The 21,591-nt window shown below is 72.7% G+C and carries 15 protein-coding genes; 5 read left to right on the top strand and 10 right to left on the bottom strand.

The window, feature by feature from the left end:
• Nucleotides 1-46: 46 nt before the first annotated feature.
• Complete coding sequence (locus MUN76_RS01160; protein WP_244686414.1) at nucleotides 47-3,586, bottom strand: ATP-dependent helicase; 3,540 nt, start codon at nucleotides 3,584-3,586, stop codon at nucleotides 47-49.
• A complete protein-coding gene (locus MUN76_RS01155) occupies nucleotides 3,583-6,906 on the bottom strand; it encodes a UrvD/REP family ATP-dependent DNA helicase (RefSeq protein ID WP_244686412.1) in 3,324 nt (1,107 codons plus the stop codon). Before MUN76_RS01155 ends, MUN76_RS01160 begins: the two co-directional genes overlap by 4 nt.
• A gap of 263 nt (nucleotides 6,907-7,169) precedes the next feature.
• On the opposite strand from MUN76_RS01155, the gene MUN76_RS01150 reads away from it, so the two are divergent.
• A complete protein-coding gene (locus MUN76_RS01150; RefSeq protein WP_244686410.1) occupies nucleotides 7,170-7,388 on the top strand; it encodes a DUF3107 domain-containing protein in 219 nt (72 codons plus the stop codon).
• 143 nt (nucleotides 7,389-7,531) lie between these two features.
• Here MUN76_RS01150 and MUN76_RS01145 read toward each other — a convergent pair whose 3' ends face one another.
• Nucleotides 7,532-8,914, bottom strand: a complete 1,383-nt coding sequence (locus MUN76_RS01145) for a bifunctional phosphopantothenoylcysteine decarboxylase/phosphopantothenate synthase (RefSeq protein ID WP_244686408.1) — start codon at nucleotides 8,912-8,914, stop codon at nucleotides 7,532-7,534.
• Between the two features lie 39 nt (nucleotides 8,915-8,953).
• Here MUN76_RS01145 and MUN76_RS01140 point away from each other — a divergent pair, with 39 nt between their 5' ends.
• Nucleotides 8,954-9,694: an NRDE family protein gene (locus MUN76_RS01140; RefSeq protein ID WP_244686407.1), complete on the top strand. Its 741-nt coding sequence runs from the start codon at nucleotides 8,954-8,956 to the stop codon at nucleotides 9,692-9,694.
• Here MUN76_RS01140 and MUN76_RS01135 read toward each other — a convergent pair whose 3' ends face one another.
• A complete protein-coding gene (locus MUN76_RS01135; protein WP_244686405.1) occupies nucleotides 9,695-10,891 on the bottom strand; it encodes a methyltransferase domain-containing protein in 1,197 nt (398 codons plus the stop codon). It abuts the gene before it with no gap.
• A gap of 12 nt (nucleotides 10,892-10,903) precedes the next feature.
• Nucleotides 10,904-11,623: a ferritin-like fold-containing protein gene (locus tag MUN76_RS01130; RefSeq protein WP_244686403.1), complete on the bottom strand. Its 720-nt coding sequence runs from the start codon at nucleotides 11,621-11,623 to the stop codon at nucleotides 10,904-10,906.
• 142 nt (nucleotides 11,624-11,765) lie between these two features.
• Between MUN76_RS01130 and MUN76_RS01125 the strand changes: the two genes are divergently transcribed.
• Entirely contained in the window at nucleotides 11,766-13,319 is a 1,554-nt protein-coding gene (locus MUN76_RS01125; RefSeq protein ID WP_244686401.1) for a DEAD/DEAH box helicase, read from the top strand.
• 11 nt (nucleotides 13,320-13,330) lie between these two features.
• On the opposite strand, the gene MUN76_RS01120 is transcribed toward MUN76_RS01125, so the two are convergent.
• The gene (locus MUN76_RS01120; RefSeq protein ID WP_244686399.1) at nucleotides 13,331-14,179 is read right to left on the bottom strand and encodes a PHP domain-containing protein; all 849 of its coding nucleotides are present in this window, start codon (nucleotides 14,177-14,179) and stop codon (nucleotides 13,331-13,333) included.
• A 101-nt stretch (nucleotides 14,180-14,280) separates the two neighbouring features.
• Between MUN76_RS01120 and MUN76_RS01115 the strand changes: the two genes are divergently transcribed.
• Complete coding sequence (locus MUN76_RS01115) at nucleotides 14,281-15,669, top strand: aminopeptidase P family protein (protein WP_244686397.1); 1,389 nt, start codon at nucleotides 14,281-14,283, stop codon at nucleotides 15,667-15,669.
• A 39-nt stretch (nucleotides 15,670-15,708) separates the two neighbouring features.
• Here MUN76_RS01115 and MUN76_RS01110 read toward each other — a convergent pair whose 3' ends face one another.
• Genes MUN76_RS01110 through MUN76_RS01100 form a run of 3 tightly spaced genes read right to left on the bottom strand, consistent with a single transcriptional unit; the run spans nucleotide 15,709 to nucleotide 19,546 of the window.
• Entirely contained in the window at nucleotides 15,709-17,343 is a 1,635-nt protein-coding gene (locus tag MUN76_RS01110; protein ID WP_244686395.1) for a phytoene desaturase family protein, read from the bottom strand.
• 52 nt (nucleotides 17,344-17,395) lie between these two features.
• Nucleotides 17,396-17,794: a YchJ family protein gene (locus tag MUN76_RS01105; protein WP_244686393.1), complete on the bottom strand. Its 399-nt coding sequence runs from the start codon at nucleotides 17,792-17,794 to the stop codon at nucleotides 17,396-17,398.
• Nucleotides 17,795-19,546 (bottom strand): DUF885 domain-containing protein, encoded by a 1,752-nt coding sequence (locus tag MUN76_RS01100; RefSeq protein WP_244686391.1) that lies wholly within the window; start codon nucleotides 19,544-19,546, stop codon nucleotides 17,795-17,797.
• 98 nt (nucleotides 19,547-19,644) lie between these two features.
• Here MUN76_RS01100 and MUN76_RS01095 point away from each other — a divergent pair, with 98 nt between their 5' ends.
• The gene (locus MUN76_RS01095; RefSeq protein WP_244686390.1) at nucleotides 19,645-19,872 is read left to right on the top strand and encodes a hypothetical protein; all 228 of its coding nucleotides are present in this window, start codon (nucleotides 19,645-19,647) and stop codon (nucleotides 19,870-19,872) included.
• A gap of 79 nt (nucleotides 19,873-19,951) precedes the next feature.
• Here the strand turns inward: MUN76_RS01095 and MUN76_RS01090 are convergent, their stop codons facing one another.
• Nucleotides 19,952-21,553 (bottom strand): aminotransferase class I/II-fold pyridoxal phosphate-dependent enzyme, encoded by a 1,602-nt coding sequence (locus MUN76_RS01090; protein WP_244686389.1) that lies wholly within the window; start codon nucleotides 21,551-21,553, stop codon nucleotides 19,952-19,954.
• Nucleotides 21,554-21,591: the final 38 nt, after the last annotated feature.

Genomic DNA, 21,591 nt, shown 5'->3' with positions numbered 1-21,591 from the left:
TTGCCCCACCGCGTTGACGCACTTCGTTCCCGCACCGCGCAGGAGGTCAGACGCCGTCGACGACCCGCTCGGCCGCGGCGAGCCAGATCTCTTCGAGTTCCTCGAGGCTCCGCGGGGCGTCACCGACGAGTTCCACGCCCTCCGCGACGTAGTAGAGCGCCACGTCGATGCGCTCCGGGTCCACTCCCGCCCACTGCGCGTAGGCGTGGCGGTACAGATCGAGCTGGAAGAACCGGCTGCGACGCTCGTCCTCGGTGCGCGGTGATCGGCCCGACTTCCAGTCCACGACCTCGTAGCGTGTGCCGTCCGGTCCGTCGGAGCGGTACACGGCGTCGAGTTTGCACACGAGGCTGCGGCCGGCGAACGGCAGCGTGACCTCCTGCTCGACGGCGATGGGCTGGAGATCCGCCCAGCGCGACCGCTCGAACTGCTCGATGAGCGGCTGCAGTTCCGCTTCGACGCTCGGGACGGCTTCGACGCCTCGGCCCGCCTCGAGGCCGGACGCACTGAGAAGTTCCTCCGGTGATTCCCGATCGGACATCCCCCCTGCCGGATCAGCGACGTCGACGTCGAATCCCGCGAGCGGAAGCGACGTGCCGCGCGCCGTGGTGGAGCGGCGCTCGACCCACTCGTGGAAGCGGTTGCCGATCCGGGTGCGCCGGTACGGGCGCTGCGGCACGGGACGGAGGCGGCGGCGCTCGGCGCCGACCGGGTCCTCGACGAAGTCATGGAAGGTTGATGCGGTGATGCGGTCGGGCAGGGTCTGCGCGTCGGCGACCCGGCGAGCGTCGGAGCGCGGAGGGCCTTCCGCCGATGACCGGGCGCCCCCCAGGCGGCGCTCCTCCGTGGCGGCACGCTCGGCCAGCAGCAGCTGTACCACCTCGTCCACGGGCTCCGCGGGCGGTGCTCCCTCCGCTGTCGCCTTGAGCGCCTGACGCACGGTCTCGGCAGCACGCAGCACCACCGGAGCGCGCGTGCCCAGCGGATCGAGCGGCCACTCGAGGGTCAGCTCGGCGAGCTCGCTCGGATCCGCCTCGTGCGCGCTCTCGGCCGGGAGCGCGCAGTCGCCGCCACCGAGCAGCCCGCGCTCCGCGAGCTCCCCGAGGAAGGGAGACGGACCCCGCGCTCGCGTCTGGCCACCCCAGAACGAGCCGCTCAGCAGCAGCCGTTCCGCAGAGCGGGTCACGGCGACGTAGGCGAGCCGACGCTCCTCGTCGGCGTGCCGCTCCTTGAGTTCCTCCCGGTACTCGCCGATCCGCGTCTTCAGCTCCTGCTGCGTGTCCGCGAGACGCCACCGCAGCTCCGGTCGCGCCGACGCATCGCCGCGCAGCTCATCGGGGATCTGCCCGGTGCGCAACCAGCCGGCGCCGGCGCGTGCGGGCCCCGGGAACTCCCCGGCCACGAGCCGCGGCACCGCCACGAGGTCCCACTCGAGACCCTTCGACCCGTGCGCGGTGATGAGCTGGACCGTGCCGGGGGTCGGCGCCGCGACGTGCTCCGCGGTCTCGTCCGCCTCGGTCGCCCGCTCGATCCACTCGAGGAGCGAGGCGAGGGTGCCCCGGGTGTCGACGGCGAGATAGGACTCGACGAGATCGGAGAAGACGTCGAGGTTGGCGTGCACCTGGCCGTCCGTCTCCGCGTGCCGCGCCTCGTTCGCGTCGAGCTCGATGTCGAGGCGGAGCGCCTGCACCGTGCTGTTCAGGAGCTCGCCGATACTGCCGCCGACCCCCTGCCGCAGCGTCGCGAGTACCCGCCCCGCCTCCTGCAGGCGCGTGCGACCGACCGCGCTGATCCCGCGCAGTGCGAAGTGGTCGAGCGACCGCATCGAGGCGATCTGGTCGAGCGCATCGATCAGGGTGAACTGCCGATCGGGATCCGGAAGCACCCGGTCGGCGGCCACGTCTTCCGCCGCGAGAGGCTGCTGGGAGACGTCACGGCCGGCGAACCATCGCGCCGCATCGCGGAGTCCGGCGAGATCGGCCACGCCCACCCTGAACCGCGGCCCGGACAGGAGCCGGATGAGATCTCCGCCCGCATCCGCGTACCAGACGCAGCGGAGCGTGCTCACGACATCCGTGACCTCGGGGGTCGTGAGCAGGCCGCCGAGACCCACGATCCGGTTCGGCACCCCCTCCCGCGTCAACGCCGCTGAGAATCCGGCCATGTGACTGCGCTTCCGGAAGATGACGGCCGCGCTCGGCAGCTCGCCGTGCTCCGCGACGAAGGTGTCACGCGCCTCCCGGAACCAGCGGGCGACCGCCTGCCGCTCCTCGTGGATCGTCTCGGGAAAGCACCACTCGACGGTGCCGGCCGCAGCACCGGGCCGGGGTTGCAGCTCCGGCACCTCGATGACCGACTCGGCGGTGAGCGGCGCCGCGATCGTGTTGGCCACCTCCAGGATGCGCCCCGGGTTCCGCCAGCTCGTCGAGAGCGAGAGCGTGGCCGCGGGGGTGCGCGGGGGTGCTCCCCGGCCCCGGAAATCTTCGTGGAAGGATCGGAGCCCCTCGGCCGACGCTCCGCGCCACCCGTAGATCGACTGGTGCGGATCCCCCACCGCCATCACCGACGCACCGGCGAAGATCATGGCGAGGAAGCGGGTCTGCCCGACGGACGTGTCCTGCACCTCGTCGAGCAGCACGACCCTGGACCGCCGCCGGAGGACCGCGATCCCGTCGGGTGACCGCTCCAGCGCGCGGGTCGCCAGGGCGAGCTGATCGGAGAACTCGATAACTCCGCGGCGGCGCTTCTCCGCGGCGAATTCCCGTGCGAGTCGGGTGATGAGCGGGGTCTCTGCGAGCTGCGCGACGGCCGTGCGCACGTCGGCGTAGACCTTGCCGCTGCGCTCGCCCTGGAGCTCCTTTGTGTTGTACGGCAGGTCGATGACGCGGGCAAACTCTCCGACGACCTGGTCGACCCGGTCGAGGGAGCTCAGGTGGTCCGCGACCGCGTGATCCAGGTCGATGATGTGCCGCACCAGGGACGCGAGTCGCAGCTCGCTCATGACCAGATCCGGATCCTCGCTCCCCAGCACGGTCTCGCGGGCGATGCGCCACGCCGTCGCCTCGTCGATGATCACCGAGTCCGGATCGACGGCCGCAGCCGCCCCGAACTCCTGCAGCACTCCCGCCGCGAAGGCGTTGTACGTGCTGACCTCGGGAATGTCGATCCCATCGGCGAGGAGCGAGATGAGCGCGTCGGCGCGCTCGAGCTCGGACGGACCCAGTTCGCCGAGCTCCGCACGCTCCTGCAGCCGGGCTGCGAACGCGGCGAGCCGACCGGAGATGCGCTCGCGCAACTCCCCCGCCGCTTTGCGGGTGAAGGTGAGGCCGAGGACCTGATCCGGTTGCACGAGTCCGTTCGCGACGAGCCACACCACCCGGTTGGCCATCGTCTCGGTCTTGCCGCTGCCCGCGCCGGCGACGACGAGGGTGCTCCCGCCGAGGGGGTGCTCGATCATGCGCTGCTGCTCCGCCGTCGGCGAGAGCGGAGGTGCCGGCGGGACGGCGAGGATCTCCGCGATGCGCGCCGCGGAGAACACTGCGCCGCGCGACCCACCCGCCGTCGGTGCTGCGTGAGGACCGCTCATGCGCGACTCACCGCCGGGATGATGTGGACGCGGCAGTTGCCCGGGGTGTGCGGGTCGGAGCAGTGGTGCTCGACACGCGCGGTGAAGTCGCTGGCGGACATGACCCGGGCGATGCGCTGCACGCGCTGTTCGAGCTCCGCGCGGGTCTCCTCGGAGATCGGCTCCTGACCGCGCTCCACGTAGCCGCCGCCCCGCGTCGCATCCGGGTGCACGTACAGGAGCCGCGCTCCGCCGCTCCGGGCGGCGTCGAGCGCACCGGAGTCCGTTCCGGCCTGCTCCGTGGTCGGCGTCGCTTCGGCGAACGCCCCGGTCACCACGCCCAGCTGGTACGCCTGCAACTGCGCGTGCGCGGCCGTTTCCGCGCTCGTCGGCGGGGTGCGCCCGGTCTTCAGATCCACGACGGTCACCTCGGGGGTGCCGTCGGAGGCGAGCCGCTGCTCGAGCCGGTCGGCCATGCCGCGGAGCACGGCCTGACCGATCGGGATCCTGAATTCCGCTTCCTGTCCGAGCAGACGGCGATCGGAGGACTCGAAGTCGCGGAGGTACTCCGCGAGGCCCGAGGCCATCGCCTCCGCGAGCCGGTGCGCCCGCTCCGACTCCCACTCGGCGTCGAAGGGCAGCTTGGCCCACTCGGCGTCGATCGCTGCGAGCATGGCGGCAGCATCCGGCTCGGTGGCCGTCTCCAGTGCGTGGTGCACGAGCGTGCCGAGGCTGGCCTGCACACTGCCGCTGCCCCCGCCGAGGCTCGCGATCACCCAGTCGAGCGGGCAGGCCTCCGCGCGCTCGAGCTGGGACGGGCTCACGGACACGCGCGCATCGGGATCACCGTCGAGGTCGACGAGCGGCGCGTCCGTGCTCGCGGGGAGCACCCCGTACCACTCGTCCGGGTGCGCGCCCGGGATCCCGGCGTCGGCGAGCGCGACGAGCGAGCGCATCGCGGCGGCATCGGCGGTGTCACCGGTGATGCGGCGCCGCATCTGCGCCGCAGCGCCGCGCAGCGTGAGACGGGCGCTCGGAAGACCCGCGCACGCATACTCCTCGCCGAAGCGGAAGAACGCGCTGGGGTGGTGATCCTCGTCACCGACGGCCACGACCAGCAGCTCGGAGCGCGCACGAGCGCAGCTGTGGACGAACAGGCGCAACTCGTCGTGGATCGTGTCGCGCCGCGACGGCGCCAGCGCCTCACCGCCACGCAGCCAGCGCTCGAGCGCGGCGGCACCGAGCAGGGAACCTCGGGCGCGGAGATTGGGCCACGAACCGTCCTGCGCGCCGATCACGGCGACGAGCTCGAACTCCCGACCGATCACGCCCTGCGGAGTGGTCACGGTGACGACCTCGCGCTCGCTCCGCTGGGCCAGCGTGTCCTCCGGCACGGCGCTCTGCAGCAGGTCCTCGAGGAGGGCGGCGATCGGCTGATCGCTGTCCTGCTCCTCGTGGCGCTGGAGCGCGAAGAACAGCCCGAGCACGGCGTCGAGCGAGCGGTGCGCCTCGTCCGACCGCGCCCCGCGCCCCTCGAGCGCGTCGGTCTGCCAGCCGTCGGCGAGCCGAGTCGCGTCCCACAGCGCCCACAGGACCTCGCGCGCCGTCCCGCCCGCGGTGTGCGTGGCGCGCCCCTCCGCCGCGATGATGCCGAGCCGCCGGAGGACGCGCCCGCCCGCGCTGTCGACGACCGGGGTGTCGCCGGGAAGGGCGAAGGCCTCCGCCACGATCTCGTCGATCGATGCCACGCCGCGGCCGCCGCCGTGCGCGTCGCCGCCGTCACCGTGCGCATCGCGCCGCGCCTGGAGCAGCAGTGCGCTCCGCAGGCGCCGGATCGCGACGGGGTCGAGCCCGCCGATCACCCCGCCGGCAAGGCTCAGCACCTCACCCGGAACGAGGGGCTGCAGCCCGAGCGCGTGCTGGAGCAGCCGGATCAGCTCGCGCACGATCTGATGCTCGCGCAGCACGAGGCCGCCGGCCGCGATGCGGGTCGGCACTTGATGCGAGGCGAGCAGCCGGGCGACACGGTTCGCCTCGGCCCGGGTACGGCACACCACGGCCATCTCGGACCACGCGAGCGGCACGGCGCCGCCGACCCCGAGCCGACGCGCACGGAACCGGTGGGCCAGGATCCCGATGTGCTCGGCGGGTGATGCGGCCACCGCGAACTGCACCGGCGCGTGCTCGCTCGGGAGCCCTCGGGACGCCGCTGCATCTGCCGCCGACGACGCGTCGGCGGCACGGTGCGCTGCGCCGTCGCCCGCACCGATGCGGGCCGTGAGACTGCGAATGAAGGTGCGCAGCACCCCGTCGTGCCGGTGCACGCGATCCAGCGCTACGACCTGCTCCCCCTCGGCGATGCCCGAGGCGCCCGCGAGATCCGGGGCGCCCGCGACACCACCACGGCGTTCCAGCTCGTCGTGCAGGCGCGTGAGCGCGCGGGTCCGCTCGCCGTGGAACGCGCCCGTCGCGAGGTCGGGGTCGCCGAAGACCCACACGCGGGAGCCCGCACGCGTGCACGCGGCGAGCAGGGCAAGCTCGCCCTCCCCGAGTTCCTGCGCGTCGTCGACCAGGATGAGCCTCGGGAGACGGAGTGCCGCTCCGTCGTCAGTGACGCTGCCGGCCCGGGCCGCCCCCGTCGCACCCATCCGTTCCACCGCGGCGGCAGCGCGGCGGAGCAGGGCGCTCGAGCTGCACTCGTCGGGCCGCTCGCGCGCGAGACCGGCCGAGACGGCCGCGATGACCGAGAGACTCTGCTGCCAGCGATCCAGCAGCTCCGGCGCCGGCGCGCGGGTGTGCGCCTGCGACACCGCCTGCGCCCGCACCTCGCCGAGCTCCTCGGCCAGCCGAGCGGGGTCGAGACCGAAGTCGTCGGCCACGCGCCAGAGCTCCCGCAGTTCGGCCCGGTAGGTTCCACTCGCCATGACCTCGGGGACGAGCCCACCGCTCGCAGCGGCGCCGCCGCGACCGATCTCGGCGACGACCGCGGCGATCGCCTCGTCCTGCACCGTGCCCGTCAGCAGGCGCGGGGCGTTTGCACCCTCCACCGCGGTCACCCGCGACAGCAGCGCGAAGCCGAGCGAGGCCGCGGTGCGCACCGGAGTGCCGCCCCTCGCACGACCGAGACGACGCTCGATCGCCGCGCGCAACTGCGCCGACACCGTGCGGTTGGGCGCAAGCACGAGCACGTCCTCCTCCGCCCAGCCGGGCCGGTCGAGTGTGCGGGCGACGGCCTCGACGAGCACGCGCGTCTTGCCGCTCCCGGGAGCCCCCACCACACGGGCGTGGCGCCCGGGATCCAGCGCGAGAACGCGCTGCTGGGAGGGGTCGAACTCGAACATGCCATCAGCCTAGCGAGCACCTCCGACACGGAGGTTCCTCCTGCCTCGGCGACTGCTCCAGCGACTGCGCCCGCGGCAGTTCTCGCGTCCGTACTCGCAGTCGATCCCGCGCCCGACCCCATGCCATGAGCGACGCGCGCCGCCCGTGCACGGCTGCGCTGACGGCGAACGGACCGCGAATACCGGGCCCCTCTCCCCGCAGCCGCCCTAGACTCGAAGCAGCACCATCCGTGGCGTTCGGCCACCGATCCGAGGAGGCACCCGTGGAAGTACGTATCGGCATCAAGCACTCGCCCCGCGAGCTCGCATTCGAGACCGAAGCCCAGGCCGAGGAGGTGCGCGCGCTCTTCGAACAGGCCGCAGAGCACGCCCTCGTCGCCCTCAGCGACACGAAGGGGCGCCAGTACCTCATCGACTCCGAGTCCGTCGCCTACGTCGAGCTCGGTGGTGACGCGGGCCGCAAGGTCGGCTTCATCAGCTAGCCGCCGGACCGGACGAGCCCCCGCCGATCCTCGCTGGAGGGTCGGCGGGGGCTCGTCGTTGGTCGGGGCGTTGTCGTCGCGGCGTTTTCGTCGCGGCGTTTTCGTCGCGGCGGCGCGAGCCCGGGCCGATGGGCCCGGTGTGCTCAGCTCGCGAACTCCCGCGCGTCGTCGATGGCATCGGCGATCGCGTCGATCAGCGCGTCGGCCGTGTCGCGCTTCGATCCCGAGGCCGTTGCGACGACGTCGCCCGCCGAGCCCAGGATGTGCAGGGTGTTGTCCGACGCCTCGAACCCCTGCGACCACCCCACGGCGTTCACCGCGAGCAGGTCCACGCCCTTGCGATGCAGCTTGCGGCGCCCCCGATCGAGCAGCTCGTCCGTGTCCTCGGCCGTCTCGGCGGCGAATCCGACGAGGACCTGACCCGGCCGGCGCTCCCGCACGAGGGCGACGAGGATGTCGGGATTCTCCACCAGCGTGAGCGTCGGTGCGTCGCCGCCCCGATCCTCCTTGCGGATCTTCTCGGTCGAGACGTTCGCGACCCGGTAGTCCGACACCGCGGCCGCCATCACCACCACGTCCGCGCCGGGCGATGCGGCGAGCGCAGCGGTTTCGAGCTCTGCGGCCGAGGTCACCGGCACCACCCGGATCGCGGGGTTCGTCGCGACCTCGGCGAGCACGGAGTCGTCGATGTTGGCCGCGAGCAGCACAACCTTGGCACCGCGAGCGGCGGCGGCTGCGGCGACCGCGACGCCTTGCTTGCCGCTCGAACGATTGCCGATGAACCGCACGGGGTCGATCAGCTCCCGCGTTCCTCCCGCACTCACGAGGATCCGCGTGCCGTCGAGGTCTCCCCCGTCGGCGCGGTGATCCACGCTCTCGAACACCCCGGTGACGTCGGGCACCGGATCACCGGAGCCTGCCACCCCACCGCGTTCCGCCTCGGCCACGGGGCCGACCGCTGCGGGCGGCGCGTCGGCGATCCCGTCGGCGGCGTGCTCGATGCCCTGGAGCAGCTCCTGGATCCGGGCGAAGATCTGCTCCGGCTCGCTCAGGCGCCCGGGCCCGCTGTCGGCACCGGTCAGACGGCCGCTCTCGGGGCCGATGACGTGCACGCCGCGGGAGCGGAGGATCGCGACGTTGTCCTGCGTCGCCGGGTGCTGCCACATCTCCGTGTGCATGGCGGGCGCGACGAGTACGGGAGCCGAGGTGGCGAGCAAGGTGACCCCGAGCAGGTCGTCGGCCAGCCCCGCGGACATGCGGGCGATCGTGTGCGCGGTGGCCGGCGCAACGACCACCAGCTCCGCGCGCTGCCCGAGCGCGACGTGGCGCACCTCGGGCACGTCGTCGTGCACCGACGTGGTGACCGGGTTGCGGCTGATGGCCTCCCAGGTCGGTGCGCCGACGAACCGCAACGCGTCCGTCGTCGGCACCACGTGCACGTCATGGCCCGCTTCGACCAACAGGCGGGCGAGCGAGACGGCCTTGTACGCGGCGATCCCGCCGGTCACTCCCAGTACGATGTTCACGCGACCATCCTCCCATGACCCCGATCGAAGGGCCCGCCCATGTGCACCGTGATCGTCGATGTTCCGGCTGATCCTCGGGATCCGACTCGGGTGCTCGCGGTGCGGGACGAGGATCCCGCACGACCCTGGGACGCCCCCGGCGCGTGGTGGCCCGCCGACTATCCCGGGGTGCGCGGGGTGCGGGATCGGCGCGCGAACGGCGCCTGGCTCGCGGTCGCCGACGCCCCGGGACGGCTCGCCGTGATCCTGAATCGAGCCGAGCCCGTCGCACCCGGATCCGACGGCCCGCTCGCATCGCGGGGCCGTCTCGTCCTCGCCTCGGTCGCCGGGGGCCCCGCCCCGGACGAGCCGCGCACCGCCGCCTACAACCTCGTGGAGGTCGACGCGGGCCGCGCGACGGTGTCGAGTTGGGATGGCGCCGGTGTGCGGCGCACCGAGCTCCGACCCGGCGTGCACATGATCGCCCACCACGACCTCGACGACCCGCGCACGACGCGCATCACCCGATGGTTGCCCGAGTTCCGCGCGGCGTCGTTGCGGGACGCGTCCGCGCCGCAACCCGACGACTGGCGCGCGCGGTGGATCGAGGTCCTCGCGCGGAGCGCGCAGCTCGCCCCGGACGACGACGCCGCGATCGTGCGCGACAACCGCGCGCACGGCTTCCCCACGCTCTCGCTGCTCGTCTGCCTGGCCGAGGTCGGCGCCGACGCGGTCGAGCTCAGCGAGGCGACGCTCCCCGCACCCGGCGAGTGGGGTGACCCCACGTTCACTCCCGCGTGATCAGCGTTCGAGGAGGACCGCGACCTCGAGGTGGCTCGTGTGCGGGAACATATCGAACACCCGTGCCTCGCGCACCGCGAACGACGGCATGTCCGCGAGATCGCGCCGAAGGCTCTCGGGGTTGCAGCTCGAGTAGATGACGTCGGGCACCCCGCTGCGCTCGAGCCACGCCGCGAGCTCGGGGCTGATCCCGCGCCGCGGCGGATTCACGATGACGAGCTCGGGGAGATCGCCCTCACTCGCCCCGAGCGCGAAGGCCGTGGCGTCGGCGGCGCGAAAACGCGCAGGCAGCCCGGCGTCGCGCGCACTGCGCTCGGCGGAGCGCACCGCGGCCTCGCTGACCTCGACCCCCAGCACGTCGCGGGCCGCACCGCCGGGATGGCGGGCGCAGTGCAGGGCGAAGCCGCCGACGCCGCAGTAGAGATCCCAGAGCGACGCGGGATCCACCCGGTCGACCCATTCCGCCGCCTGCGCGTAGAGCGCCTGCGCGACCGCCGTGTTGGTCTGGAAAAAGCTCTGCGGCAGCAGGTGGAGCGCGACGTCGGCGCCCGGCGCCGCTTCGGGGACCGCGAGGTGCATCTCGAGCGAGGATCCGAGCAGCAGCTCCTCGCGATCCCCCTCGAGCACCGCCTTGTGCTCCGGCAGCAGATTCACCGAGATCACCGCGGCCCGCGGCAGCGTCTCGCGCAGCTCGGGGAGCCGCTTGCGCAGTCGATCGAGGGACTGCTCCGTGCGCACCACGAAGCGCAGCATGAGCGCGCCGCCCGGAGCCTCGGTGACGTGCACCAGTTTCAGCTCGCCCCGCCGCTGCGGCACGTTGTAGGGTGCCAGCCCTGTCGCGTCGAGGAAGTCCGCGAGGCGCGGGATCGCGGCGCGGATCCCCGGCGACTGGATCAGGCAGTCGCGCAGATCCACCCCGGCGCCGTCCGGGCCCAAGATCCCGAGCGTGACCCGCCCCGTCGCACCGCCGACCACGAGCTTCGCCTTGTTCCGGAAGTCTCGGTCGGGACTCGCGACCGGGGGCAGCCAGGCCGCGGCCGGAACCCCCGTGAGGAGCTCGCGGCAGCGGTCCTGCTTGGCGCCGAGCTGCGCGGCGATCGGCGTCTCGATGAGGGTGCAGGAGCGGCAGCGCCCGGCCTCGAAGTAGTCGCAGTGCGGGAGCGTGGCTTGCGGGAGCGCCGAGTGCGGGAGAGACATGCGACGCGCGGCCTAGGCCGTCAGCCCGAGCCCGTCCATGCGTCGGATGTGATCGGCGATGAGCTCGGTGAACACCGGCTCCACCTCGCTCGCGACGAACGGGCGGTGATCGCTGAGGAGGAGCACCTCGCGGGACACGAGCAGGGTGTCGCCCACGAGCCGGCGCCCCCAGAGCGCGAGCCAGCTCGACAGCGTCTCATCGGCCGCGAGCGCCTCCTCGAGGAGGGCCTTGAGCTCGTCCCGCCCCGTATCGTCGCGCAGGATCGCGATCGCCTCGGTGCGGTAGCCGTCGCGGAGACCGCCTGCGAGGGTGGCGAAGAAGTCGTCGAAGAGTCCGCCGACGAGGTAGAGGGAGAGCACGTGCTGGTGCCAGTCTGCCGTGTCGATCCGCTCGACGTACTCGTCGATGACCCGGGCGAACGGGGCCATCACGGTGTGCGGTTCGTGGCCGCGCTTGCGCAGCTCGGCGGTCAGGCGCTGGTGCTTCGAGAGCGTCTGCCCCGCGACCCGGGCGAGCACGTCCTTCGCCTGCAGCGTCGCGGCGCCCGAAACGGCACGGGTCGCGGCCTCGTAGAGTTCGAGCTGGAGATAGGCCGTCAGGCCGATGAACGGGAGGATCCCGGGCGCGAACTCGGCGAGTTCCACCCGCTCGGCGTCGGCGCTGTCGTCGCGCGAACGCACCTTGCGCACCGGCGCCGCAGCCTTGCGCAGGCCCTTGATCCACTCGAACACCCTGACAGCTTACCGTCGGAACCGACGGCAGTCGGAATAGACTGGCTGCCGTACGTATTCATCGTCGGTGCCACAGGAGCGCCGGCCGCTGCGCCTTCGTGCACTGTGCGCGCAGCACCACACGCATCGAATAGGACGTAACGTGACGACTTTCCGTGAACTCGGGGTGGACCAGGATATCGTGGATGTGCTCGCAGAGAGCGGCATCATCGAGGCCTTCCCCATCCAGGAGCAGACGATCCCCCTCGCGATCTCGGGGCAGGACATCATCGGCCAGGCCAAGACCGGCACCGGCAAGACCTTCGGGTTCGGCCTGCCGCTGCTGCAGCGCATCGGCGACACCCCTGAGGACGGGGTGCAGGCGCTCATCGTCGTGCCGACCCGCGAGCTCTGCGTGCAGGTCTACGAGGATCTCGAACTGGCCGCGAAGAATCGTGCCGCGACCGTGGTGCCGATCTACGGCGGCAAGGCGTACGAGGGCCAGATCGAGCAGCTGAAGGCGGGCGCGCAGATCATCGTCGGCACCCCGGGGCGCCTGCTCGACCTCGCGAACCAGCGGATCCTGAACCTGAAGAACGTGCGGGAGATGGTGCTCGACGAGGCCGACAAGATGCTCGACCTCGGCTTCCTCGCCGACATCGAGAAGCTGTTCTCGATGACGCCGGCGACCCGCCACACGATGCTGTTCTCGGCGACGATGCCGGGCTCGATCGTGACGCTCGCGCGTCGCTTCATGACGAACCCGATCCACATCCGCGCGACGGACCCCGACGAGGGCCAGGCCCAGGCCAACATCGAGCACATCATCTACCGCGCGCACTCGCTCGACAAGGACGAGGTCATCGGCCGCATCCTCCAGGCCGAGGGCCGCGGCAAGACCGTCATCTTCATGCGCACGAAGCGTGCAGCCGCGAAGCTCCAGGAGGAGCTGTCGGACCGCGGGTTCCCGGCGGCGGCGGTGCACGGCGATCTGAACCAGGATCAGCGCGAGCGCGCGATGGCCGCGTTCAAGTCGGGCAAAAAGGACATTCTCGTCGCCACGGAGGTCGCCGCGCGCGGCATCGACGTCGACGACGTCACGCACGTCATCAACCACACCGTGCCCGACGACGAGAAGACCTACCTGCACCGCGTGGGCCGCACCGGCCGCGCCGGCCGCACGGGCATCGCCGTCACGTTCGTCGATTGGGACGACATGCACAAGTGGGCGCTCATCAACAACGCGCTCGAGTTCGGAATGCCCGAGCCCGTCGAGACCTACTCCTCGTCCCCGCACCTCTTTGCCGATCTCAAGATCCCGGAGGGCACGAAGGGGCGCCTGAAGGCGACGCCCGTGAAGGATCGGCCCGCCCGCGGCGAGGGCGAACGGCGCGACGGCGGGCGCGGCGAGGGCGGGCGCGGTGAGAAGCGCGAGGGCGGCCGCACGCGGCGGCGCACGCGCAGTGCCGACCCCCTCGGTCGCGGACGTCACGAGACGCACGGGCACGAGCAGCACGGGCACGATCTCGAGGGGGGCAGCGAGCCGGGCGCGTCGCTCGATCCCGCACCCGAGGGTGAGGCCGCACCGCGGCGCCGTCGCCGTCGTCGCCGCGGCGGCTCGGGTGGCCAGCGCGCCACCGACGCCGGCACCGCGTCGGGTGAGGCCTCGACGGACGGCGGCTCGGCCGAGTCCGCCGCCGCTCCCGCAGCGGAGTAGCCCGCGGCGCTCTACCGCGGCGTCGCGACCTCGGCCCGGATCCGCGCCACGATCGACGCATCGGAGGAGCGCTCCCCCAGCCGATTCGGCTTGCCCGCGCCGTGGTAGTCGCTCGCCCCGGTGACGACGAGACCGTGCCGCGCGGCGCTCGCGCGCAGCGCGGGCAGCCACTCCGGCAGGTTCTCGGGGTGATCGAGCTCGATCCCCCACAGGCCGGCGCCTGCGAGATCGGCGATCTCCGCCTCACCGAACGCCGAGCGCTGCCGCTCGGCGGCGGGGTGCGCCAGCACGGGGAGTCCTCCGGCCGCGCGCACCAACCGGATCGCCTCGACCGTGTCGAGTGCGTAGATGGGCAGGTAGTACGGCCCGCTCGGGCTGAGGATCGACGCGAACGCTGCGCTGCGGTCCACCGCGTACCCGCCCGCGACGAGCGCGTCCGCGAGGTGCGGCCGGCCGACGCTGCGGCCCGCGATCGCGAAGACGGCGTCCCAGTCGATGGTGAAGTCCGCGGAGAGGCGGTCCGCCATCGCGCGCGCCCGATGCACCCGAGAGTCCCGCAGCAGCGCGAGTTCCGCCCCGAGTGCGAGATCGGCGGGATCGGGCCCGTAGGCGAGCAGGTGCGCGGAGCGGCGACCCGAGTGCGTCGTGAGCTCGATGCCGGGCAGGAAGTCGACCCCGTGGGCGGCCGCCGCGTCGCGCGCGTCGTCCCAGCCCGCCGTAGTGTCGTGGTCCGTGAGCGCGAACCCCACAAGACCCGCGTCGGCGGTCTCCCGAGCGATGTCATCCGGGGTCGTGGTGCCGTCGGAGAACACCGAGTGCGTGTGGAGGTCGAATCGCCCCGGGGCTTCGGTGTCGTGCATCCCTCCATCGTACGAGGTTGCGGCGCACCTGCGCGCCGCGGGCCGCGCGCGCGATATCCGGCTCGCAGCACCGCTCCCGTGCGAGGTGAGAGGATGGAGGCATGAGCGAAGACGACGTGCAGATCGACCACTCGAACCGCAGCACCACCCCGAAATCCGACCGATTCCTCGAATACATCTCGACCGGCTGGGCCGAGCGCGCCGACACGGTGCCCGCCGAGCTTCCGGTGGTCCCGTTCGCCCGCGCCCGGCGTGCGGCGCTGTCCGCGCAGTTCCCCGGAGCCCGACTCGTGCTCGCGGCCGGCGCCATGAAGCAGCGGTCGAACGACACCTTCTACCAGTACCGCCCGCACAGCGCCTTCGCCCACCTCACCGGGTGGGGCGCCGAGAGCGAGCCGGGTGCGATCCTCGTGCTCGACCCGCTCACCGACGGAGCCGAGTCCGGCCACACCGCGACGCTCTACTTCCGCGAGCGCGCCGGCCGCGACAGCGAGGAGTTCTTCGCGAACCCCGAGATCGGCGAGTTCTGGATCGGCGCGCGCCCCTCGCTCGCGCAGGTCGCCGGGGCGCTCGGGATCCCGACCGCTCCCCTCGAGTCCTTCGTTGCGAGCGACGACGATCTGGGCCTGGAGCACCCGGAGCTCGCCCGCGCGACCTCCGAGCTCCGCCTCGTGAAGGACGCGTTCGAGCTCGCCGAGATGCAGGCGGCGGTCGACGCGACCGGCCGGGGCTTCGACGATGTGCTCGCCGCGCTGCCGCAGGCGAGCGAGCGGCCCCGCGGCGAGCGCGTCGTGGAGGGCGTCTTCAACCAGCGCGCCCGCCTCGAGGGCAACACGGTCGGGTACGAGACCATCGCGGCCGCGGGATCGCACGCCTGCACCCTGCACTGGATCCGGAACGACGGCCACGTTCGAGACGGCGAACTCCTGCTCCTCGACGCGGGTGTCGAGCTCGACAGCCTGTACACCGCCGACATCACCCGCACCGTGCCGATCTCCGGCACGTTCACCGAGGTCCAGCGGCGCGTCTACGAGGCCGTGCTCGAAGCCGCGGACGCGGCCCGGGCGATCGTGCGCCCCGGGATCCGCTTCGGCGACGTGCACGACGCGGCGATGGCCGTGATCGAGCGCCGCACCCGCGAGTGGGGCCTGCTGCCGAGCGCGGAGGGCGATCCCACTGCCTACTACCGGCGCTACATGGTGCACGGCACGAGCCACCACCTCGGCCTCGACGTGCACGACTGCGCCCAGGCGCGCCGCGACCTCTACCTCGACGGGATCCTGGAGGCGGGCATGGTCTTCACGATCGAGCCCGGGCTGTACTTCCAGCCCGACGACCTCACCGTGCCCGAGGAGTACCGCGGCATCGGGGTCCGCATCGAAGACGACATCGTCGTCACCGAGACGGGGTGCACGAACCTCTCCGCGGAGATCCCGCGCACGGCCGACGACGTCGAGCAGTGGGTGCGGGCGGCGCGATCCGGCGCCTGACCCGACCGGGTCCATGAGGCCGGCCGGGCCGCGCGGCTCCTACCCCAGGATCTCCAGGGCGGCCTGCGCCGCGTTGTGACCACCGAGCCCGCTCACGGCGCCACCGCGCCGCGCGCCCGAGCCGCAGACGAGCATGTTCGGCAGCCGGGTGGCGACGCCCCAGCGACCCGCCGGGGTCGCCAGATCGTCGTCGTCCTCCGCCCATGGCCACGACAGCGCACCGTGGAAGATGTCGCCGCCGACCATGCCGAGCGACTCCTCGAGGTCGAGTGTGGTCCGCGCCTCGATGCACGGGGTGCCGTCGGGGGCGAGGTACAGGCAGTCCGCTATCGGTTCGGCGAGCACGGAGTCGAGCGACCGCTGCGCGGCCGCCAGCAGCTCGGCGCGCACCCGGTCGTTCGTCTCGGGCGTGACGAGGCGGTCGGGAACGTGCAGTCCGAAGAGCGTCAGGGTCTGCACCCCCTGCGCCTGCAGCTCGGGCGACAGGATCGACGGGTCGGTGAGCGAGTGGCAGTAGATCTCCGCGGGCAGCGGCTCCGGAATCGCACCCCCGGCGGCACTGGCGTGCGCCGCCTCGAGCTGCGTGAGGGTTTCGTTGATGTGGAAGGTGCCCGCGAAGGCCGCCTGGGGATCGACGTCTTGATCACGCAACTTCGGCAGCCGCGAGAGGAGCATGTTGATCTTCACCTGCGCGCCCTCCGGCCGCTCGGGCGTCACCGGCGCCGCGGGCGCCCCGCCCGCGGCGAGGAGACGCTCGAAGACGGCCGGGCCCACCCCGCTCAGCACGAGTCGACCCCGTGCGGTCTCGGGCGTCCCGTTCCGCGTGGCGTGCACGGTCCCGTCGGCGCCGATCGCCGTGACATCCGCACCCGTGTGCAGCTCCGCGCCGGCCTCCCGAGCCGCGCGCTCCAGTTCGCCGCTCACTCGGCCCATGCCGCCCACCGGCACGTCCCAGTCCCCCGTGCCGCCGCCGATGATGTGGTAGAGGAAGCACCGGTTCTGGCGCAGCGACGCCTCATCGGCCGTCGCGAACGTGCCGATCAGGCCATCGGTGAGCGCGATGCCGCGCGCGAGGTCGCTCTCGAGCGACGCGCGGATGACCTGCCCCAGCGGGCGCTCGAAGAGGTCCTGCCACAGTGCGTCGTCGTCGATGAGCGCGCGCACCTCGGAGCGGCGCCGAAGCGGCTCCGTGACCGTCGGGAACAGACGCTCCGCGACCGGGGCGATGCGTGCAGTGAACGCCTGGAACCTGCCGGCCTCCTCCGGATCTCCGGTCACCCGAGCGAATGAGGCGGCCGTCGCCTCGGCGTCGCCGTTGTCCACGAGCACGCCCCGGGTCGGATCCGCGGGGTCCGGCGTGTACGACGAGTAGCGGCGGCGGTTGAGGTCGATCCGGAGCCCGAGGTCCCGAATGATCTGCCGTGGCAGCAGGCTCACGAGATAGGAGTATCGCGAGAGGCGCGCGGCGACCCCCGGCCACGGCTCCTCCGACACGGCGGCGCCGCCGACGTGGTCGAGCCGCTCGTAGACGGCGACCGACTTGCCAGCGCGGGCGAGATAGGCGGCGGCGACGAGGGCGTTGTGCCCGCCACCGACGATGACGACGTCGTGCGTGGGTGCCGACGTCGGTTCGGGATCGGGCGCAGAGGCGGGTGCAGGGGCTTCGATGACCATGACCCCAGCGTACCGACCCTCGCGGACATCCCCGCGCACCACCGGGCCCCGGCTACAGCGGGTCGCCGTCCACGTACACCCAGCTGCCCGCGGACCGCGCGAAGCGGCTGCGCTCGCGCTGCTCGAGCCGCCCCTCCGCACTCCGCGCGACGGCGGTGAACGTCACCTCACCGCGCTCGTCGAAGGGACCGCCCGCCACCGCGCGCTCGACGATGAGGCGCTTCCACGTGAGCGTCGGATCGAGTTCCATCGTCGCGGGCCGCGTCGCCGGGTCCCAGCTGCGGAGCAGATAGGGCGCGTCCCCCACGACGAATGCCGCGTAGCGCGACCGCATCAGGCGTTCCGCGGTGGGCGCGGGCTCCCCGCGGTGCAGCGGGTCGCAGCACGCGCCGAACGCGACTCCCCGGCCGCACGGGCACGGATCCAGCGCCCCGGGCGTCTCGAACGCCACTCAGCGCCCCTCGAACTCGCCGCGGAGCGCCCGCTCGAGCGTGTCGAGCCGGACCCCGCCGAGTGCGAGGGCATCCCGGTGGAACGCCCGCACGTCGAAGTCGGTGCCCGCCGCCGCCGCGCTCCGCTCGGCCTCCGCGCGCAGCCCCTCCCACACCCGCTGGCCGACCTTGTACGACGGTGCCTGCCCCGCCCAGCCGAGGTAGCGGTTCACCTCGAAGCGGACGAAGCCGTCGTTCATGTTCACGTTCTGCCGCATGAAGTCCAGGGCGAACTCGCCGTCCCAGACCCCGCCCCCACCCGGCCGCGGCTTGCCGAGGTGCACGCCGATGTCGAGCACGACCCGCGCCGCCCGCATGCGCTGACCGTCGAGCATGCCGAGTCGATCCGCCGGATCGTCCAGGTACCCGAGCTGCTCCATGAGCCGCTCCGCGTAGAGCGCCCACCCCTCGGCGTGCCCGGACGTGCCGGCCAACTGCCGACGCCACTCGTTCAGCTGGCCGCGGTTCACCACGGCCTGGCCGATCTGCAGGTGATGCCCGGGCACCCCCTCGTGGTACACCGTGGTGAGCTCGCGCCAGGTGTCGAACTCGGTGACGCCCGGCGGGACCGACCACCACATGCGCCCCGGGCGGGAGAAGTCGTCGCTCGGACCCGTGTAGTAGATCCCGCCCTCCTGCGTCGGCGCGATCATGCACTCCAGCGTGCGGATCTCCTCGGGAATGTCGAACTGCGCGTCCGCCGCCGCGCCGAGCTCGGCCACCGCCCGGTCGCTCGTCTCCTGCATCCATCGGCGGAGTGCCTCGGTGCCGTGCAGCTTCCGGGACGGGTCGGCCTCGAGCACGGCGATGGCCTCGGCCACGATCCCGGGCCCCGGTCGCCCACCCGGCACGATCTCGGCGGCCACGCGTTCCTGCTCGGCGACCATGCGACGCAGCTCCTCCAGACCCCACTCGTACGTCTCATCGAGATCGACGCGCGTGCCGAGAAACCCCTCGGAGGCCAGCGCGTACCGGTCCCGACCGAATGCGTCGGCTTCGGGCGCGACGGGCGCGATCGTCGTCTCCAGGAAGTCGGCGAGCTCGGCGTACGCGGCCGACGCCGCCTGCGCGGCCGCGCCGAGATCCCGCGCGAGCGCCGGCGGCACCGCACCCGCCCCGGCAACGAACCCGTCGAAGAAGCCCGGCTCGCCCGCGACCCCCGCGACCCCGGTGTCCGCCGTGGCTCCGGCCGCCCCCGCCGTTCGTCGCGACTGGGCCGCGACCTCCCGCACCTGGCGGATCGCGGGCGCGAGACCGCGCTCGGCACCGAGGGCGAGCGACGCGCGGTAGCCCGCGAGGGCCTCGGGGACGGCGCGGAGCCGTGATGCGACGACCTCCCAGTCCTCGGTGCCGTCGGTCGGCATGAGGTCGAAGATGTCTCGGATCTGCTGCGGCGGCGACTCGATGACGTTCAACGCCCGGAGCGGCTCACCCGCCGCGTGCTGCTCGAGCGAGAGCCGGAGCCCCGCGGTGAGGTCGGCGCGCGTGACGGCGTCGACGGCATCCTGCACCGGCGCGGCCTGCAGGGCGTCGAGCGTCGCGCGCTCGACGCCGGCCAGTGCCTGCGCGCCCTCGGGCGAGTAGTCGGGGAGGCGCCCGTTCTCGGCGGTCCGTCCGATGTACGTGCCGATCGTGGGCTCGTGGGCGACGAGGGTGTCGACCCACCGCTCGGCGAGGGCATCGATGGGGGTCTGCGGGCGTGGTGCGGTCATGCCTCCAGCCTATTGCGAGCGCGGCCGCCGAATCGGGATAGGATGGTGGGGATCGGCGCCCCGGCGCCGGAACTGTCAGGAACCCGCGAGGAGTCAACGTGAAGATCCGCACCCGCATCGCAACCGCCGTCACCGTCGCCCTCGCGTCGGTGTTCGTGGCCGCGCCCGCATTCGCCTCGGGCGGCGAGCAGGACAACTCGCACTCGATGTTCTCGTCGGCGGGCCACCCGGTCGACGTCGTCGCGATCTCGATCGTCGGCGTGGTGCTCCTCGCGATCGTCCTCATCGGCTCGACGCTCGTGGGGAACCTCTTCCAGAAGAAGTAGCCGCAGACGCGGAAGGGGGCGGCGCCGATCTCACATCGGTGCCGCCCCCTTCTGCGTACTCGGATCCTCCGCGATGCGATCACCGCACGACGCGGATGCCCTCGACCGCCGGATCCACCGCACCGCGCACGTACCCGGTCGGCGACGCCGCCACGGCGCGCAGGAACGCCACCGTCTCCGCGGTGACCTCCTCGCCGGGGATCAGGTTCGGGATCCCGGGCGGGTAGGCCGCGAGGGTGTCCGCCGACACCCGGCCCACCGCGTCCACGGCCGGCACGATCTCGCTCGCGCCGAAGTAGGCGTCGCGCGGCAGCATCCGGAGCGCACCGGCCGCGGGAAGCGCGGGAAACGCGTCGGGGGCACCCGCGTCAGACGCCCCGCGGAGCGCATCCGCCTCGTCCGCGACCGCGCGCAGGGCGTCGATGAACCGCTCGGTGTCGGGGGTGGCGAGCGCACCGATGACCGCGACGACACTCGTCGCGGTGGACATCTCGAGGTAGATGCCGTGCGCCTCGGTCATCCGCTTGCGCACCCAGTGCCCGCTCTGCCCGGTCCCCGAGACATCGATCGGCACCCGGAGTGCATCGGTCTCGACGATGTCGGGGAACGCGCCGAAGTCGTCGCTGATGACGGCGAACCGCGGATCGGCCCGCACCCGATCCCGTACCTCATTGGCGGTCCGGATCGCGCGGCCGATCGTGGCCTCGCCCGTCACGAGCGCACGGCGGGCGACGTCGAGCGAGCCCATGAGGATCGCACTGGCCGACGTCGACGAGGTCATCGCGTAGGCGCGTTCGACGAGCGGTTCGAGTCGCTCCGCGAACGGGCCGTTGCCGAGGTGCAGCATGGCGGACTGGGTGAGCGAGCCGGCGAGCTTGTGCGTGCTGGAGACGACGAGGTCGGCGCCGAGGCGTGCCGAGGATTCGGGAAGGTCGGGGTGGAAGCCGAAGTGGGCGCCCCAGGCGCCGTCGACGATCAGTGCGGCGCCGTGCGCGTGCGCGACTCGGGCGAGGCCCGCGACGTCGGCGACCGACCCGAAGTAGCTCGGCGACACCGTGTACACGCTCGACACCGGACGACCGGCGCGATGCTCCGCCTCGAGTGCGGCGTCGAGCGCGTCGGGGGTGAGGCCGTGCGCGATGCCGTGGTGGGTGTCGATCGTGGGCGACACGAACGCGGGGACCAGGCCGGCGAGCAGCACACCGTCGGTGAAGCTCGAGTGCGAGCTGCGCTGGATCATCACGCGCTCGCCGAGGCTGCGGACCGCGATCGCGGCGGTGCGGTTCGCCTGCGAGGCGCCGTTCGTGAGGAACCAGGTCCGCTTCGCACCCCAGGCCTCGGCGGCGAGCCGCTGCGCCTCGACCAGCGGGGAGTCCGCCCCCAGGTCGATGCCCTCCAGCATCAGCGGCGCATCGAGCTCGGCCACGCGCTCGCCGAAGAGCTCGGCGAGGTGCTGCCCCCCGGCCTCGGGCGCGTTGCCGTGCCCCGGCACCATCAGCGACATGGGGTGCCCCGCTGCGAATCGCTGGAGCGCCTCCGCGTAGGGTGCGCCGCGTTGGGCGTCCGGTACCGCAGAGGTTCTGGTCACACGCCGCGCGGGGATCGAGGCCGAACGGACGCTCGGAGCATCGGCGGCCCCGCTCGAGACGGGGCTGGGGTCACGCGATTCCTGGTGCAGCATGTCCCCCAGACTGCCGCAGCGCCGGGGTCGGGCAGAAC

The sequence above is a fragment of the Leucobacter rhizosphaerae genome (assembly GCF_022919175.1).
Lineage (GTDB): Bacteria > Actinomycetota > Actinomycetes > Actinomycetales > Microbacteriaceae > Leucobacter > Leucobacter rhizosphaerae.
The sequence above is the reverse complement of the archived record's forward strand: the minus strand, read 5'-3'. Positions and strand labels throughout refer to the sequence as shown.

Coding starts and splice junctions, on each gene's coding strand:
- MUN76_RS01120 (WP_244686399.1), bottom strand. CDS start 14,179: ATGCACGACACCGAAGCCCCGGGGCGATTCGACCTCCACACGCACTCG.
- MUN76_RS01100 (WP_244686391.1), bottom strand. CDS start 19,546: ATGACCGCACCACGCCCGCAGACCCCCATCGATGCCCTCGCCGAGCGG.
- MUN76_RS01160 (WP_244686414.1), bottom strand. CDS start 3,586: ATGAGCGGTCCTCACGCAGCACCGACGGCGGGTGGGTCGCGCGGCGCA.
- MUN76_RS01115 (WP_244686397.1), top strand. CDS start 14,281: ATGAGCGAAGACGACGTGCAGATCGACCACTCGAACCGCAGCACCACC.
- MUN76_RS01110 (WP_244686395.1), bottom strand. CDS start 17,343: ATGGTCATCGAAGCCCCTGCACCCGCCTCTGCGCCCGATCCCGAACCG.
- MUN76_RS01135 (WP_244686405.1), bottom strand. CDS start 10,891: ATGTCTCTCCCGCACTCGGCGCTCCCGCAAGCCACGCTCCCGCACTGC.
- MUN76_RS01155 (WP_244686412.1), bottom strand. CDS start 6,906: ATGTTCGAGTTCGACCCCTCCCAGCAGCGCGTTCTCGCGCTGGATCCC.
- MUN76_RS01140 (WP_244686407.1), top strand. CDS start 8,954: ATGTGCACCGTGATCGTCGATGTTCCGGCTGATCCTCGGGATCCGACT.
- MUN76_RS01090 (WP_244686389.1), bottom strand. CDS start 21,553: ATGCTGCACCAGGAATCGCGTGACCCCAGCCCCGTCTCGAGCGGGGCC.